11 protein-coding genes are annotated in these 15,582 nt (G+C 44.1%); 9 read left to right on the forward strand and 2 right to left on the reverse strand.

All coding sequences use genetic code 11. The annotated features are described in order from the left end of the window. Window positions 1-11: 11 nt before the first annotated feature. The 6 genes from DW182_RS14515 to DW182_RS14540 all read left to right on the forward strand — a co-directional run bounded on the left by DW182_RS14515 (window position 12) and on the right by DW182_RS14540 (window position 8,239). A complete protein-coding gene (locus DW182_RS14515) occupies window positions 12-1,112 on the forward strand; it encodes an efflux RND transporter periplasmic adaptor subunit (protein WP_007660363.1) in 1,101 nt (366 codons plus the stop codon). 42 nt (window positions 1,113-1,154) lie between these two features. Next, on the forward strand, window positions 1,155-2,483 hold the full coding sequence (locus DW182_RS14520; protein WP_007660362.1) for a TolC family protein: 1,329 nt from the start codon (window positions 1,155-1,157) through the stop codon (window positions 2,481-2,483). Window positions 2,484-2,558: 75 nt separating this feature from the next. Further along, entirely contained in the window at window positions 2,559-3,452 is an 894-nt protein-coding gene (locus DW182_RS14525; RefSeq protein WP_118295943.1) for a glycosyltransferase family 2 protein, read from the forward strand. Beyond that, complete coding sequence (locus tag DW182_RS14530; RefSeq protein WP_118295944.1) at window positions 3,449-4,546, forward strand: glycosyltransferase family 1 protein; 1,098 nt, start codon at window positions 3,449-3,451, stop codon at window positions 4,544-4,546. The genes DW182_RS14525 and DW182_RS14530 overlap by 4 nt, the downstream gene beginning before the upstream one ends. Before the next feature lie 341 nt (window positions 4,547-4,887). Then, a complete protein-coding gene (locus DW182_RS14535; protein WP_118295945.1) occupies window positions 4,888-6,447 on the forward strand; it encodes a glycoside hydrolase 43 family protein in 1,560 nt (519 codons plus the stop codon). A 97-nt stretch (window positions 6,448-6,544) separates the two neighbouring features. Then, on the forward strand, window positions 6,545-8,239 hold the full coding sequence (locus tag DW182_RS14540) for a glycoside hydrolase family 43 protein (RefSeq protein ID WP_370449817.1): 1,695 nt from the start codon (window positions 6,545-6,547) through the stop codon (window positions 8,237-8,239). 108 nt (window positions 8,240-8,347) lie between these two features. On the opposite strand, the gene DW182_RS14545 is transcribed toward DW182_RS14540, so the two are convergent. Together DW182_RS14545 and DW182_RS14550 are read right to left on the reverse strand one after the other, a co-directional pair. Further along, entirely contained in the window at window positions 8,348-9,490 is a 1,143-nt protein-coding gene (locus DW182_RS14545; RefSeq protein ID WP_118295947.1) for a DegT/DnrJ/EryC1/StrS aminotransferase family protein, read from the reverse strand. Next, window positions 9,487-10,452, reverse strand: a complete 966-nt coding sequence (locus DW182_RS14550) for a GNAT family N-acetyltransferase (RefSeq protein ID WP_118295948.1) — start codon at window positions 10,450-10,452, stop codon at window positions 9,487-9,489. The genes DW182_RS14545 and DW182_RS14550 overlap by 4 nt, the downstream gene beginning before the upstream one ends. Window positions 10,453-10,814: 362 nt before the next feature. On the opposite strand from DW182_RS14550, the gene DW182_RS14555 reads away from it, so the two are divergent. Genes DW182_RS14555 through DW182_RS14565 form a run of 3 tightly spaced genes read left to right on the forward strand, consistent with a single transcriptional unit; the run spans window position 10,815 to window position 15,567 of the window. Beyond that, on the forward strand, window positions 10,815-11,588 hold the full coding sequence (locus DW182_RS14555) for a 5'-nucleotidase C-terminal domain-containing protein (protein WP_118295949.1): 774 nt from the start codon (window positions 10,815-10,817) through the stop codon (window positions 11,586-11,588). A gap of 44 nt (window positions 11,589-11,632) precedes the next feature. After that, window positions 11,633-12,535, forward strand: coding sequence for a bifunctional UDP-sugar hydrolase/5'-nucleotidase (locus DW182_RS14560; protein WP_118295950.1), 903 nt, complete (start codon window positions 11,633-11,635; stop codon window positions 12,533-12,535). 29 nt (window positions 12,536-12,564) lie between these two features. Continuing rightward, the gene (locus DW182_RS14565; protein ID WP_118295951.1) at window positions 12,565-15,567 is read left to right on the forward strand and encodes a glycoside hydrolase family 3 N-terminal domain-containing protein; all 3,003 of its coding nucleotides are present in this window, start codon (window positions 12,565-12,567) and stop codon (window positions 15,565-15,567) included. Window positions 15,568-15,582: the final 15 nt, after the last annotated feature.

The following is a 15,582-nucleotide window of genomic DNA, read 5'->3' on the forward strand; positions in this document are numbered from 1 at the left end:
ATAATAATAGTATGAAAAAGTATCTGAAAATCGCATTGTTGGTAGTTGTAGCTGCCATTTTCATCTTCACGTTCGTGTTCCTTTATCAGAAGTCTAAACCGAAGATTACGGTTTATGAGACAATTACTCCGGCAGTAGCTGATCTGGAGAAAACAACGGTGGCAACCGGAAAGGTGGAACCGAGAGACGAGATCCTTATCAAGCCTCAGATATCGGGTATCATTGACGAGCTGTATAAAGAAGCCGGACAAACGATACGTAAGGGTGAAGTGATTGCTAAAGTGAAAGTAATTCCCGAACTGGGTACGCTGAACTCTGCCGAGAGCCGTGTGCGTCTGGCTGAACTCAATGCGAAGCAGGGTGAAACTGACTTCGCTCGTGTAGAGAAATTGTTTGAGGACAAGCTGGTTAGCCGTGAGGACTATGAAAAAGCTGAGGTTAGTGTGAAACAGGCACGTGAGGAGTTGCAAACAGCTAAGGATAATCTGGAAATTGTGAAGGAGGGTATTACAAAGAACAGTGCTTCTTTTTCAAGTACGCTGATCCGTTCTACAATCGACGGCTTGATTCTGGATGTACCAGTAAAGGCCGGTAACTCGGTAATTATGAGTAATACATTCAATGATGGTACTACAATCGCTACGGTTGCTAACATGAACGATCTCATCTTTAGAGGTAAGATTGACGAAACGGAAGTAGGACGTGTGCATGAAGGAATGCCGGTGAAGCTGACAATCGGCGCTTTGCAGAATCTTTCATTCGATGCTATACTGGAATATATTTCTCCGAAGGGAGTGGAGGAGAATGGTGCCAATCAGTTTGAAATAAAAGCGGCTATCCAGGTACCGGATACGGTGATGATCCGTTCGGGTTATTCTGCTAATGCGGAAATTGTACTGGAACGTGCACAGCAGGCACTTACCTTGCCTGAGAGTACAATCGAATTCAGTGGGGACAGCACATTCGTATATGTGATGACGGATAGTGTGCCTACCCAGAAGTTTGAACGTAAAGAAGTGAAAGTTGGCATGAGCGATGGTATCAAGATTGTTATCAAAGACGGTGTAGACGGTAAGTCTAAAGTACGTGGTGCAGAAAAGAAGGATAAATAAAAACCGTTGGAGTAACCTTGTATAATTCAATAATAACAGATTATGAAGAAGAACTTAATAATGGGATGCATGGCCGTCTTTGCTGTTTCAGTACAGGCTCAGGAGGGCTGGACGCTGCGCCAGTGCATCGACTACGCTATAGAACATAATATTAGCATCCGCCGGACTGCCAATGCTGCGGAACAAAGTGCCGTGAGTGTGAACACGGCTAAATGGGCACGCCTACCGAATCTGAATGGTAGTGCCGGGCAAAGCTGGAACTGGGGACGTACGCAAACGGCTGTAAAGAATGAAGCCACTGGTGATTATTCTACGGTTTATGTCAATACAAGTAGTAACAGCACCAATATGTCTGTGTCTGCCAGTGTTCCCTTATTTTCCGGTCTGGAAATTCCCAATCAGTATGCTTTGTCTAAATTGAATCTGAAAGCCGCTATTGCGGATTTGGAAAAGGCTAAGGAGGATATTTCCATTAATATTGCTTCTGCGTATTTGCAGGTGCTATTCGATCAGGAGCTATATCAGGTAGCCATCAGTCAGGTGGCATTGAGTAAAGAACAGTTGGCACGTATTGCACGTCTTGCCGAACTGGGTAAAGCATCTCCTGCCGAGGTTGCTGAGGCTAAGGCCCGCGTGGCACAAGATGAGATGAAAGCTGTGCAGGCAGATAATAACTACCAGCTTGCTTTACTTGATCTTAGCCAGCTTATAGAGCTGGAAACTCCGGAAGGGTTTTCTTTATCAGCTCCTGCGGTAAAATTGGACCTGCTTCCTCTTACTCCGCCGGATGAGGTTTATCAGACGGCATTGACAAGTAAAGCTGCTGTTCAGGCTGCAAAATATCGTCTGGAAGGCAGTGAACACAGTATTCGTATTGCTCAGAGTGCTTTTTATCCTAAATTGAATCTGAATGGTAGTCTTGGTACGAATTATTATTCTACTCTCGATCGTAATTTCAGTCAGCAAATGCGGGATAACTTTAGCAAGTACGTAGGACTCAGTCTTAGTGTGCCTATTTTTAACCGTTTTGCCACTCGCAATCGTGTACGTACTGCCCGCTTGCAGCAGGAGAATTATTCTTTGCAGTTGGACGATGTAAAGAAGACGCTCTATAAGGAAATACAGCAGGCATGGTACAATGCATTGGCTTCCGAGAGCAAATATACCAGTAGTAGTACAGCTACCAATGCCAGTGCAGAGTCTTTCAAACTGATGAGTGAAAAGTATGACAATGGTAAAGCAACCGCTGTAGAGTATAACGAAGCGAAACAGAATCTGATGAAAGCCCAATCTGATGAATTGCAGGCTAAATATGAATATCTGTTCCGTACAAAGATATTGGACTTCTATAAAGGAATACCGATTGAATAACTTTTTTAGTGTCTTTCTCTTGAAAATCCTTCTCCGGCTGTAGGGCTGGGGGAGGATTTTCTGTATATTTGCTGCATGAGTCCTTTTATCAGCATAATTATTCCCTTTTACGGTACGGCAGACCCGGTGCTGCTGCAACGTTGTCTTGATTCTATCCGCCGGCAAGGGATGGAAGAGGGAAGCTATGAGATAATTGTAGCGGATGACGAGAGTCAGACTACGGGAGGAGCGCGTAATAATGGAATGCAACAAGCACATGGTGAGTATCTTTTTTTTGTAGATGCAGATGATGTCTTATTGCCGAATACACTGCCTTCTTGTTTGTCTCTATTGAGACTGTATTCGCCTGATATCCTGAAGTTTGGTTTTCAGGAGCTAACTTGCTATTTTTCGTTAGAGAGACAGAACCTGATAAATCAATCGCTGTCTTATGTGGAATACCCATCCGGTGCTGACTTTATGGTACTCAACAACTTTACAGGAGTTGTTTGGACGCATTTCTTCCGCCGGAGTTTGCTGGAAACGTCTTCTCTTTATTTCAGTGAGACGAGCTTTTTTGAGGATGAAGAGTTTGTTGCCAAAGCTTACCTCTTTGCCCGAAAAATGTTGGTGACTTCTTATAAAGTATATGGTTATTACCGTTCCTCGTCTTCTTTGACGGGAATGACTGCTGATGAAAAGTGTCGTGAGAGAATATTAGCCTTCAGGGAAATGCTTTTTCGATTGAAAGCGTTTAGCCAGTCTGCCACTTCTATTGAACGTTTGGAAGCATTGGATAGACGAATCCATTTTCTTGTTATTGATTATATTCGTCAGATGTGGAGAAATAAATGTAGTATGAAAGAGATAAAACAACAATTGACTGTCCTGAAACAAAATGGATTACTGCCTTTGCCTTCTAAAAAGTATTCCTGGAAGTATTGTTTGGTTTGTCCTGTTATTAATGTTTATATCCGTTTTGCTATATGAAGATATTGTTACTTGGAGAGTTTAGCGGGCTGCATTGGAATCTTGCGGAAGGGCTTCGGGCATTAGGGCACGATGTTTGTGTTGCTTCCGATGGTTGTGGTTGGAGAAATTACCCGCGCAACATAGCTCTTGACCGGCCGACGGATAGTTTGCGTGATGGCATTTTCTGTATTCTCCGCATACTGCGCCATCTACCGAGTTTTCGGGAATATGATGTTGTACAGATTATCAGTCCTTATTTTTTGCGCTTACGCAGCGAACGCACTTTGCCAGTTTACCGTTATTTGCAGCGGCATAATGGCAAGGTCTTCTTGGGAGCTTTTGGGACCGATTATTATTATATTCGCGCTTGTATGGAAACAGATGTTTTCCACTATTCGGATTTTAAGATCGGAAGCCGGTATCGTGATACAGCTTTTAATCAGAGCACTCTTCAGGATTGGTATTATGGTGGGGCAGCTCGTGCCACTCAGGCTATAGCTGAAACATGTAATGGCATTATTGCTTGCTTATGGGAGTATTACGTTTCTTATCAACCTAGCTTCCCTGAGAAAACGGGCTTTATTCCTTTGCCTATTGATTTGCAGAAGATAACATCGCGCGTTCGCTGTGTGCCGGAGAAGCTGAATTTCTTTATTGGTATTCAATCTGCCCGTAGTAATTTAAAAGGTACTGATGTCATGCTGCCTGTGTTGCAAGAAGTGCAACGCAAGTATCCCGACCTTTGCCGGATTACCGAAGTGCATGATGTGCCTTATGCCCGTTATCAACAGTTGATGGATGATGCGGATGTCCAGTTAGACCAGTTGTATTCATATACTCCTTCTATGAATTCACTGCTTGCCATGGCAAAAGGAGTAACTGTTGTGGGAGGCGGTGAACCGGAAAACTACGAGATATTAAATGAAACGGAGCTTCGCCCTATTATCAATGTCTTGCCTGATGAACAGGACATTTACCGGAAACTGGAAGAGATTGTTCTTCATAAAGAACGTATTCCGGAATTATCGGCGCAAAGTGTAGAATACGTAGCCAAACATCACGATCGTATCAAAGTTGCCCGGCAATACCTCGATTTTTGGGAGCAGCATTAATGCCCTTTATAACTCATCATTTGTTTCACGGCATGGAACTGCTTGCTCCAAGCGATGAAACTGTTTATTTCAAGCCTTGAAACTTTTCATTTCAGATGGTGCAACAATTACCTCCTACCTTTTTCTTCTTTTTAAGCCTGTATTTGCCCTTGAATACCTTCTGTATCTTTCGGATGTAACATGAGTGAAAGAAAATGAAATGTTATTGCAGAAAGATGTAATATCAGCGAAAGTTTGTGTAAAATGATTGTAGGTGCCTTTTGATGTCTATGTTGTATATTTGCTGCAGGGAGATTTCCCTGCGAAAGAAACAAGCAAAGAAATATCAAAAAAGAAATAGTATGCAAAGACGTTTTTATCTTTTCTTGCTGGTAACCATCCTGTATAGTTGCACAGCTCTGAGCCAGGGAAGCTCAGCCGGAAATCCGGTGATTTATGCCGATGTACCCGATATGTCGATGATTCGGGTAGGAGATACCTATTATATGAGTAGTACGACCATGCACATGGCTCCGGGAGTCCCCATTATGAAATCGAAAGATCTTGTAAACTGGGAATTGGTGAATTATTGCTATGATATTCTGGCAGATGTGGATGCGCTGAACCTGAATAATGGAAAAAATGCGTATGGAAGCGGAACATGGGCAAGCTGTATTCGCTATCATAATAATATGTATTATGTATCGACATTCTCCAGCACTACCGGGAAGACCTATATATATGCTACGGAAGATATAGAAAAAGGTCCTTGGAAAACAGTCACATTTACTCCCTCTTATCATGATCATACGGTTTTCTTTGATGATGATGGTCGTATTTATATCATCTGGGGAGGTGGTAAACTGCATATAGCGGAGTTGAAGCCCGATTTATCCGGCATCAAAGAAGGCACTGAACGTATTTTTATAGAGAATGCCAGTGCTCTGTCAGGGGATAATGTCGGTTTGCCCGCCGAGGGTTCACAGTTATTTAAGGTGAATGGGAAGTATTATTTATTTAATATAACCTGGCCGAGGGGAGGAATGCGTACAGTGGTTATTCACCGTGCTGATAATATGAATGGCCCTTGGGAGGGTAGGGTAGCTTTGCAGGATAAAGGTGTGGCTCAAGGAGGCTTGATAGATACGCCTGATGGCAGATGGTTTGCTTATCTTTTCCGTGATAATGGTGCGGTAGGCCGTATTCCTTACCTTGTTCCGGTAAAATGGGAAGATGGCTGGCCCGTTCTTGGAATAAATGGAAAAGTTCCGGAAACATTGGATCTACCGGCAAGTAAAGGCTTAATACCGGGTATTGTAGCTTCGGATGAGTTTATACGCAAGAAAAAAGATGCAGCTTTGCCGCTGGTTTGGCAGTGGAATCACAACCCGGATAATTCTCTTTGGTCGGTTGGTGAACGAAAGGGGTATCTGCGCCTTAAAACCGGACGGGTGGATGCTGATTTCTTGTCTGCACGAAATACATTGACACAGCGAACGGTTGGTCCGGTATGTTCGGGAACCACTTCTATGGATGTATCTAATATGAAAGAGGGAGATTTTGCAGGTCTTGCACTTCTTCAGAAAAAATATGGATTCGTAGGTGTAATGTATGAAAACGGGGTAAAGAAGATTGTAATGGTAAGTGCGCAGACTGATAAGCCGGAAGAGGTGGAAAGTCTGCCACTGAACCAGGATACAGTATTCTTGAAAGCCGAATGTAACTTCACGGATAGGAAAGATATGGCAGACTTCTACTATAGCCTGGATGGCAAGAAGTGGATTAAAATAGGTAGTCAGCTTAAAATGGCCTATACCCTCCCACATTTTATGGGGTACCGTTTCGGACTATTCAATTATGCTACCAAGACTTCCGGGGGGTATGTGGACTTTGACTATTTCCGTATCAACGATAAGAAATAAAGCGATTCGTAATTATAAATCGATAATTTATATAGAAATGAGAAAGATGAAATCGACGCTTTCTGTGGGGAAGCGCATCATTTTGTTGTCAGTTTGTATGGCAATATTTTCAGTAACAGGATTTAGCCAGGGAGCTAAAGGTAAAAAGGTGAAGGGTGTTCCGGTATTCTCGCAGGTGGTCTATCAGGGCAATGATCATGTGTACAGTGAGAATACTCTGTTGCCCGGTGAATTCTATAACCCTATTCTGCAGGGTTGCTATCCCGATCCTTCCATAACACGCAAAGGGGATGACTATTTTCTGGTGTGTTCATCATTTGCCATGTTTCCCGGTGTGCCTATCTTCCACTCGAAAGATTTGGTGAACTGGACGCAGATCGGCCATGTGCTGGACCGTACTTCACAGTTGAAGGTACATGATACGGGTATCAGTGCCGGTGTGTATGCTCCGGCCATCAAGTATAACCCCAATAATGATACTTTCTATATGATTACCACTCAGTTTGCAGGGGGATTCGGGAATATCATTGTAAAATCGAAAGATCCTTTCAAAGGATGGAGTGATCCTATCAAGTTGAATTTTGACGGTATCGACCCCTCTATCTTTTTTGATGATAACGGCAAGGCGTATGTGGTTCATAACGATGGACCGAAGCGTGGTGAAGAACTCTATAACGGACACCGTGTGATTAAAATCTGGGAGTATGATGTGGAAAACGATCAGGTGATTCCCGGTACGGATCAGGTAATTGTGAATGGTGGTGTAGATTTGTCCAAGAAGCCTATCTGGATTGAAGCTCCGCATATCTATAAAAAGAACGGACGCTACTATCTGATGTGTGCTGAAGGTGGTACTGGAGACTGGCATAGTGAAGTTATCTTTGTGAGCGATAGTCCGAAAGGTCCCTTTATTCCGGCTTCCAATAATCCTATCCTGAGTCAGAGATATTTGGATCATAACCGGAAGAACATGGTAGATTGGGCGGGACATGCCGATTTGGTAGAAGGTCCTGATGGTAAATATTATGGTGTATTCCTGGCTATCCGTCCGAATGAGAAGGGCAGAGTGAACATTGGCCGTGAAACGTTTATCCTGCCGGTTGACTGGTCGGGGGAATTCCCTGTCTTTGAAAACGGATTGATACCGATGGAGCCGAAGTTGAAAACACCTAAAGGAGTAGAGAACAAAACCGGACAAGATGGTTACTTCCCCAATGGCAATTTTACCTTTACTGAAAATTTCACATCTCCACAACTGGATTACCGTTGGATTGGTTTGAGAGGTCCTCGTGAAGAGTTCATTTCAGTACTGAAAGACGGAGGATTGCAGATTACTCCTTTCCCGGTGAACATAAAAGAGGTGAAGCCTACTTCAACTCTCTTCTACAGACAGCAACATAATAACTTCTCGTTTACTACTACATTGCAGTATGTCCCGAAGACAGAGAAAGATCTGGCAGGTATCACTTGCGTACAGAGTGAAAAATTCAATTATGTCTTTGGCTTGACAAAAAAGGATAAAGATTTCTATATGGTGCTGGAAAGAACAGTAAGAGGTAAATCCGGACTTGTTGCAAGTGCGAAAGTAGATGTGAAGAATCCTATTCAACTGCAAGTAAAGGGTGAGGGAGATGGCTATGATTTTTATTATTCAACGGATGGAATCAACTTCGTACAGTTGGGAAATACCGTGCCCGGTGATATTCTTTCAACGAATGTGGCAGGCGGTTTCACCGGTTGTCTGATAGGTTTGTATGCTACTTCTGCGAATGACACTCAGGTGAAAATCTAAAGGATGCGTATGCTGATCATTTCACTATAGGATGTTCTATGATGAAAAGGTGATTGGGTATTAAAGGAAGTGTTGTCTGAGAGAGTGAGGATTCATATTCATACGCCTTTAAATAAAGGCGTTGATGCAGTTTATTATATACTCTGTCTCTTCATTCGTGAGTAATGGAGAGATGGGGAGACTTAACTCCTCATTATGGATACGTTCTGTAATGGGGAGTTGTTGCATTCCATATTCTTTTCTCAACGCTTCCTGGCGATGAGGTGGAATGGGATAATGAATCTGGGTAGAAATGCCGCATTGGGCCAGATAACGTTGCAATTCATCCCGGCGGGGAGAAAAGACGGGAAAGATGTGGAAGACATTGGCTTCATCGATGTAATCCGTATGGACAGTACTTTGTAATCCCAAGCGTTGCCAGTCAATGTTTTCTTTATAGGATTGTGCTATCTCCCTTCTCCGGGCATTATCTTTATCTAAGCGGGATAACTTTATGGAAAGAACTGCTGCCTGCAATTCGTCCAATCGGCTGTTTATGCCCTGGTACAAATGAACATATTTTTCTGTGGAACCGTAATTGGCAATGGAACGTGCGGTGGTGGCAAGTTCGGCATCATGGGTGGTTATAGCACCGCCGTCTCCCATGGCACCCAGGTTCTTGGCCGGATAGAAGCTGAAGGCTGCGGCATCACTTAAATTACCGGCTCGCAAGACCGGGCTTCCTTTTCCCGGTAAGCCTTTGTGCCAGATGGCACCATGTGCCTGTGCGGCATCTTCTATGATTTTTAGTCCGTAGCGGTTAGCCAGATCGTATATTCCTTGCACATCGGCTAAACGTCCATATAGATGGACTGGTAATATGGCACGCGTACGAGGGGTAATCAGTGATTCTGCATAGGTGAGGTCTATGTTGCATGTTTCAAAGGCAGGTTCACAGAGCACTGGTCTCAGTCCGGCACGGATGATAGAGAGTATGGTTGCGATGTATGTATTGGCAGGGACGATTATTTCATCTCCGGCATCCATGACTCCCAATTCACGGTAAGCAAGAAATATTAATGTAAGAGCATCCAGGCCATTTCCTGTACTTATACAATAAGCTGTACCGCAGTAGGCTGCGAATTCTTGCTCAAAACGAGCCGTCGCCTCTCCATACAGGTACCATCCCGAATGGGAAACACGTAGTAAGGCATCCGACAGTTCAGGCTCAAAGGAAGCATTGATCTTTTGCAGGTCTAAATACTTTATCATAATTTCAATTCGTAAACGTCATACATGATTGCTCTTGCACCGAAACCTTCCTTCTGGAAAAGTAATCCTTCATTCAATATTTGTCCGCCTTGTTCGGTGGAAATGCCGAAGTCGAAGTAACGCTTTTGTTCATAGCGGCTGTATATCAGTTTGTGGAAAAGCAGGTCGAGTGCTCCGCATTTCTTTCCTTGTGTGGAAGCGGCAATGTATTGCACGTGGGCCACTTTTTCGGTTTCGTATATTACGCAACCGCCCAGTGTTTCAGTTCCGTCGCATACTCGGAAAAGGGAAATCTGACGGGGAAAGTTTTTGTGCAGTCGGGTGATTTCTTCCAGTGAATGTACCGGGGCAACGCAATATCGTTCATGTAGGTTTTCTTCCAATATCGACCAAAAAGAGGCGAAGTCCTCGTCTTCTGTGATTGTCAATGCACAGGCTTGTGCCTTTTTCAGTTGGCGACGGCGCAGGGTGCGGAAAGGTAGACGGTCGTCCAGTGGAATTACGGATGAGATGCTACGTGCTGTAAGTTGTGCGCCCAGACGAACGAGGATATATAAATCTTCTTCCGCCGGATAGCGGTGATAAATGTGCGGAATAGCCCGATACACCACTGATTGTACGCCGCACTCCGTATGTAAATAATTCAGGGCGGTGCGGAACGCACTTTCGGCTTGTACTAAGGTAATAGAGGCGGAGAGGAGTATTCCTCCATAAGTCAGTCCCTGATGGGAATAAAAGCAATCACCGGAAAGGTTGCCGGGAAGCAAGGCTGTTAATTTCTGATTGCAATAAATCAGTAGGGAACAATCCTGAAAACGCTCGGCATGATAGTCCATATAGTCGCGTTGTAACAGGAATGTACCGTTCTTGGAATGGCGCACGAAGCGGTCCCAGTGTTCTTTTTCTTCTGCCGAGTAGCGGACTATGTGCCAGTTTTGATCGGTTACCATGCTTATTCCCATGTATCTGCTTGTTTAATACTTGATAAGTAACGTAAATTTCGTTGGTTTATTATATGTTTGGGGATATTCAGTGTGAAGATGGTTCATAAACCGTACCTTAACCGTATCTCAATCGTATCTCAACCCTACTTGCTCCATACTTTCTCCAGTCAGAAGTATCTCTGACCGAAGAAATCCCGGATTTGGTACGGAGCAAGTATATCTCGTGTACAGCCTGAAGAAGTGTAATCTGTTTGACGTGAAAATATCTCGAAACTTAAAAATGTGCCTGAAAATGAAAAAGCTCATTCTTTTTCTTCCCGTCAGGATGGGATAAGAAAGACAATTCGTTATATTTGTAGCAATTTAAAAAAACAAACGAAATGAAAAGAATGACTTTGAAATTTATTCCCGGTGTACTTTGGATAGCTGTATTCTTGCTAAGCTCTTGTCATCCTGCGTATAAGGTGACGAAGGCGGAGGGTACGATGGTGGCGATTGATTCTACCTGGGATGTAAATCCTGATTCTGAAGCAATGGCATTGCTTGCTCCCTATAAGGCAAAGGTTGACAGCATCATGCTCCGTGTGGTAGGTATTGCAGAAGTGAGCATGGACAAAGGAGCACCCGAAAGTCTGCTCTCTAATCTGGTAGCGGATGTTCTACGTAATGCAGCCGGACAAGTATTGGGTAAGCCTGCCGATATGGGATTAATAAATATGGGTGGCTTGCGTAATGTGTTGACTGAAGGTCCTATTACTTGCGAAAATATTTATGAGATATTGCCTTTCGAGAATTCTCTTTGTGTATTGACCATGAAAGGAGTTTATCTGAAAGAATTGTTCAATAATATTGCAGCATGTCACGGCCAAGGTGTCAGTGGGATGCAGCTTCTGATAACGAAAGACGGAAAATTATTGGAAGGCACGGTTGCAGGCCGTCCGATAGAAGATGAACAGCTTTATACAATTGCTACCATTGATTACCTGGCAGACGGAAATGATGGTATGACTGCCCTGCCGCAGGCTGAGAAACGTGAATGTCCGGATGGGGCTACTTTGCGTGGCTTGTTTATGGACTATGTGGAACAACAGACTGCTGCCGGAAAGAAGATTACTTCCCGTATGGAAGGCAGGATAACTGTGAAAGATGAGTAATCCAGCTTTGCAAGAGCATAATCAGAAATTATAAATCAGAAATTATGAAACGATATATTCTTTTATTAATGGCAGTTTACTGCCTATTTCCGGTATCCGCACAGCAATCGATCAAAGAGATAGTTGAAGAGCCTCTCTGTTTGGTAGCTCCTGATTCTGTCCAGAAAACCAAACAACTGGTGATTCTGCAAACAAGTGATACGCACAGCCGCATTGAACCCATTGCTGTGAATGCTGCCGACCGCTATGCCGGTATGGGTGGAACGGTGCGCCGGGCTACTTTTATTAAGGAAGCGCGTAAAATAAACCCCAACCTGTTACTGTTTGATTGCGGAGATATTTCCCAAGGAACTCCTTACTACAATTTGTTTCAGGGAGAAGTTGAAGTAAAGATGATGAATCTTATGGGCTATGATGCCATGACAATAGGTAATCATGAATTTGATTTCGGCCTGGAAAATATGGCACGTCTGTTCCGCATGGCAAATTTCCCGGTGGTATGTTCCAATTATGATGTGACAGGTACAGTGCTGGAAGGCTTGGTGAAACCCTATACTACCTTTTACCGCAATGGGTTGAAGATAGGTGTATTTGGTCTTGCTCCGAAGATGGAAGGCTTGGTGCAGGCTGATAAATGTGAAGGTGTGGTTTATAATGATCCGATAGAAGCAGCACAGAAAATGGCGGACTTGCTGAAGAATGAGGAAGGTTGTGATGTAGTCATTTGTTTGTCGCACCTCGGTTATCAACTTAAAAATGCTCCTTGTGACGAAGAACTGGCACAGAAAACGAACCATATTGATGCCATTCTGGGCGGACATACTCATACCTTTATGAAGGAACCGGCTGTTTACTTGAATAAAGACGGCCAGAATGTATCAGTGATGCATGCCGGGAAAAATGGAATTTATGTTGGTATGTTGAAACTAACACTTGCGGAAGAATAAATATCCCAATCATCTAAATAGTAAAAAAAATGAAGAGACCTATTCTCTTATTGTTTGTTGCCCTTTTGTGGGGGGGCGCAGGATTGCTTCATGCCCAGGCAGAGGTATCTTTTCTCCCTTCAGCGGCAGATGCCCGTTGCAAACAGTGGGTAGATTCTGTATATTCCGGTTTGAATCTGCAGGAAAAAGTAGGACAGTTGATTGTTACCACCTTTCCTGCCAAAGTGGATAAACAGAAGAAGAAACAGATACGCGATCTGGTTAAGAAATATAAGATAGGAGGTCTGCTGTTTGCTGAAGGTACACCGGAAGAGCAGGCTATACTGACGAATATTGCCCAGAAGAATTCTAAAGTTCCCGTTATGATTACTTTCGATGGTGAGTGGGGACTCTCTATGCGCCTGGAAGGTACGCCTTATTTCCCGAAGAATGCTGCACTTGGCTGTATTGAAGACAACCATCTGATTTATGAATACGGGCGTGAAGTGGCACGGGAATTTCGTGAGCTGGGTGTTCATGTGAATTTTGCACCGGATGCGGATGTCAATACCAATCCTCTGAACCCGGTAATTCATGTACGCTCTTTCGGGGAAGACCCGAAGAAGGTGGCTGAAAAGGTGGTCGCTTATAGTCGTGGACTGGAAAGTGGCGGTGTGTTGTCCGTGAGCAAACACTTCCCTGGGCACGGAGATACGGATGTGGACTCGCATAAAGGATTACCGTCACTATGTTATAACCGCGAACGCCTGGATAGTGTGGAACTGTATCCTTTTAAGGAAATGATACGTGCCGGCTTGGGTGGGGTAATGGTTGGTCATCTGCAGGTACCTGTGCTGGAACCGGATGCTATCACGGCTTCTTCACTTTCCGGAAATGTGGTGACCGGATTATTGAAAAATGAAATGGGCTTTCAGGGATTGGTGTTTACGGATGCATTGGATATGAAGGGAGTTTCATCTGTGCCCCAAGTTACTACAAAAGCCTTGCTTGCAGGAAATGATATGGTGCTGGTGCAGTATAATACTGAAAATGCTGTGCAGGAGGTGCTGAATGCGGTGAAAGACGGTGTTCTTTCGGAGAAGGTTGTAGAAGAGAAATGTCGTAAGATACTTACTTATAAATATCTGTTGGGTTTACGTCAGCCGCGTCCGCAGTTGCAGGTTAGCGGAATGAGTTATCGTATCCATACAGATGAAGCCAAGGCACTGGTAACGCGACTTCGCCAGGCTGCTGTTACGGTGCTGGGTAATCATTTTGGAGCATTACCGTTGACACCTGTCGGCGACACTCCGATTGCACTGTTGAGTGTGGTCGAAGGTAAAGACAGCATCTTCATTGCTGAGATGAAGAAATTATCACCTGTTCCTGTAGAGTGTTTTCATTTGACGGGGGAGATGGGTGAAGATGAACTCCATGAATTGGCACGCAAACTGGCGAATTATCGTCGGGTTGTAATCAGTATATCAGGTAAAGATACAGATGCACTTGCTTATGCCGATTTTCTGGCAGGATTGAATTTACCCGCCCCCATAATATATGCTTTCTTTACGTCCTATCGTGCTATGCAACCTTTAGTTCCTGCTTTGAATCAGGCCAGTGCTGTGGTGTTGGGACATTCGTCGGAAGCGGATATTCAGCAATATGTAGCGGGTGTGATATTTGCTAAAGTCCCTGCTCAGGGAAAGCTTTCCATGAGCATCGGTAATCTCTATCAGGCCGGTGAGGGAAGTGTGATTACTCCGGGGATGAAGCCGGGACGTATTATTCCTGAAGATTTGGGAATGAAGTCTAATGAGTTGCACCGTATCGATGCGATTGTCAAGGGCGGATTGGCTGCCGGAGCCTATCCCGGTTGTCAGGTGCTGGTGTTGAAAGATGGTCAGACGGTATATGATAAGTGTTTCGGTACTCATTCAGATAAAGACACCACTGCTGTACGCCCTACAGATATGTTCGACCTTGCTTCTTTGACGAAGACTACTGCAACACTGCTTGCCGTGATGAAACTGTATGATACGGGTAAGTTGAAGCTGACGGATAAAGCATCCCAGTATTTGCCGATCTTGCGGAATACTAATAAGAAGAATATTACAATAAAGGATTTGCTTCTTCATGAGTCCGGTCTGCCTCCTTATATTCGTTTCTATCTGGAGGCCATCGACCCGAATTCGGTGCATGGCCCGTATGCTCAAAGTTGGGTGGATGAGTGGCATCGCACGCAGGTCAGTGAACATAGCTATTATTGTTCAAGCTTTAAGTTTAAGAAAGGCTTGGTAGCTGAAAAAGAATCATCTGCTTACAACTTGCATGTAGCTGACAAAATGTGGCTGAACAAGAGTTTTAAGAATACCATCTTGCAAAAGATTGCCCGGTGTGATATGGACAGCAAGCGGTATGTGTACAGTGATCTTGGCTTTATCCTGTTGCAGCAGGTGGTAGAGGCTATAGCTAAGTTGCCAATGGACCTTTATCTGGCTAAAGAGTTTTATGCACCTATGGGGTTACAACGTACCATGTATCTGCCCTTATTAAGGTACTCCAAACAAGAGATTATGCCTACGGCCGCAAATGATTTCCTGCGCCGTCAGGATTTATGCGGCTATGTGCACGATGAGACTGCCGCTTGTATGGGTGGCATTTCCGGTAATGCAGGTTTGTTCTCTACAGCTACGGAAGTTGCGAAGATATACCAGATGATGCTGAATGGGGGAGAATGGAATGGCAAACGTTATTTGAGTGAGGCGACTTGTCGTTTATTCACTACGGAGACCTCTGCTATCAGCCGTAGAGGATTAGGCTTTGACAAACCTAACTTGAAGGATTTGAAGAACAGTCCTTGTGCTCCTTCGGCTATCGGTGCTGTTTACGGACATACCGGCTTTACGGGTACTTGTGCTTGGGTAGATCCTGAACATGGGACGGTGTATGTTTTCCTCAGTAACCGCTTGTGCCCCAATGTGTGGAATACAAAACTGACTGAGATGAATATCCGTACAAATATACAAGAAGCGATTTATAAAAGCCTGAAATAGTCTGGGCATAGAAAT

The sequence above is a fragment of the Bacteroides sp. AM16-24 genome, from assembly GCF_003471885.1.
In the GTDB taxonomy this organism is placed as follows: domain Bacteria; phylum Bacteroidota; class Bacteroidia; order Bacteroidales; family Bacteroidaceae; genus Bacteroides.

Bases quoted from the DNA above. Each gene is read 5' to 3' on its own strand.
- DW182_RS14515 (WP_007660363.1), top strand. From the start codon at position 12: ATGAAAAAGTATCTGAAAATCGCATTGTTGGTAGTTGTAGCTGCCATT.
- DW182_RS14520 (WP_007660362.1), top strand. From the start codon at position 1,155: ATGAAGAAGAACTTAATAATGGGATGCATGGCCGTCTTTGCTGTTTCA.
- DW182_RS14525 (WP_118295943.1), top strand. From the start codon at position 2,559: ATGAGTCCTTTTATCAGCATAATTATTCCCTTTTACGGTACGGCAGAC.
- DW182_RS14530 (WP_118295944.1), top strand. From the start codon at position 3,449: ATGAAGATATTGTTACTTGGAGAGTTTAGCGGGCTGCATTGGAATCTT.
- DW182_RS14535 (WP_118295945.1), top strand. From the start codon at position 4,888: ATGCAAAGACGTTTTTATCTTTTCTTGCTGGTAACCATCCTGTATAGT.
- DW182_RS14540 (WP_370449817.1), top strand. From the start codon at position 6,545: ATGGCAATATTTTCAGTAACAGGATTTAGCCAGGGAGCTAAAGGTAAA.
- DW182_RS14545 (WP_118295947.1), bottom strand. From the start codon at position 9,490: ATGATAAAGTATTTAGACCTGCAAAAGATCAATGCTTCCTTTGAGCCT.
- DW182_RS14550 (WP_118295948.1), bottom strand. From the start codon at position 10,452: ATGGGAATAAGCATGGTAACCGATCAAAACTGGCACATAGTCCGCTAC.
- DW182_RS14555 (WP_118295949.1), top strand. From the start codon at position 10,815: ATGAAAAGAATGACTTTGAAATTTATTCCCGGTGTACTTTGGATAGCT.
- DW182_RS14560 (WP_118295950.1), top strand. From the start codon at position 11,633: ATGAAACGATATATTCTTTTATTAATGGCAGTTTACTGCCTATTTCCG.
- DW182_RS14565 (WP_118295951.1), top strand. From the start codon at position 12,565: ATGAAGAGACCTATTCTCTTATTGTTTGTTGCCCTTTTGTGGGGGGGC.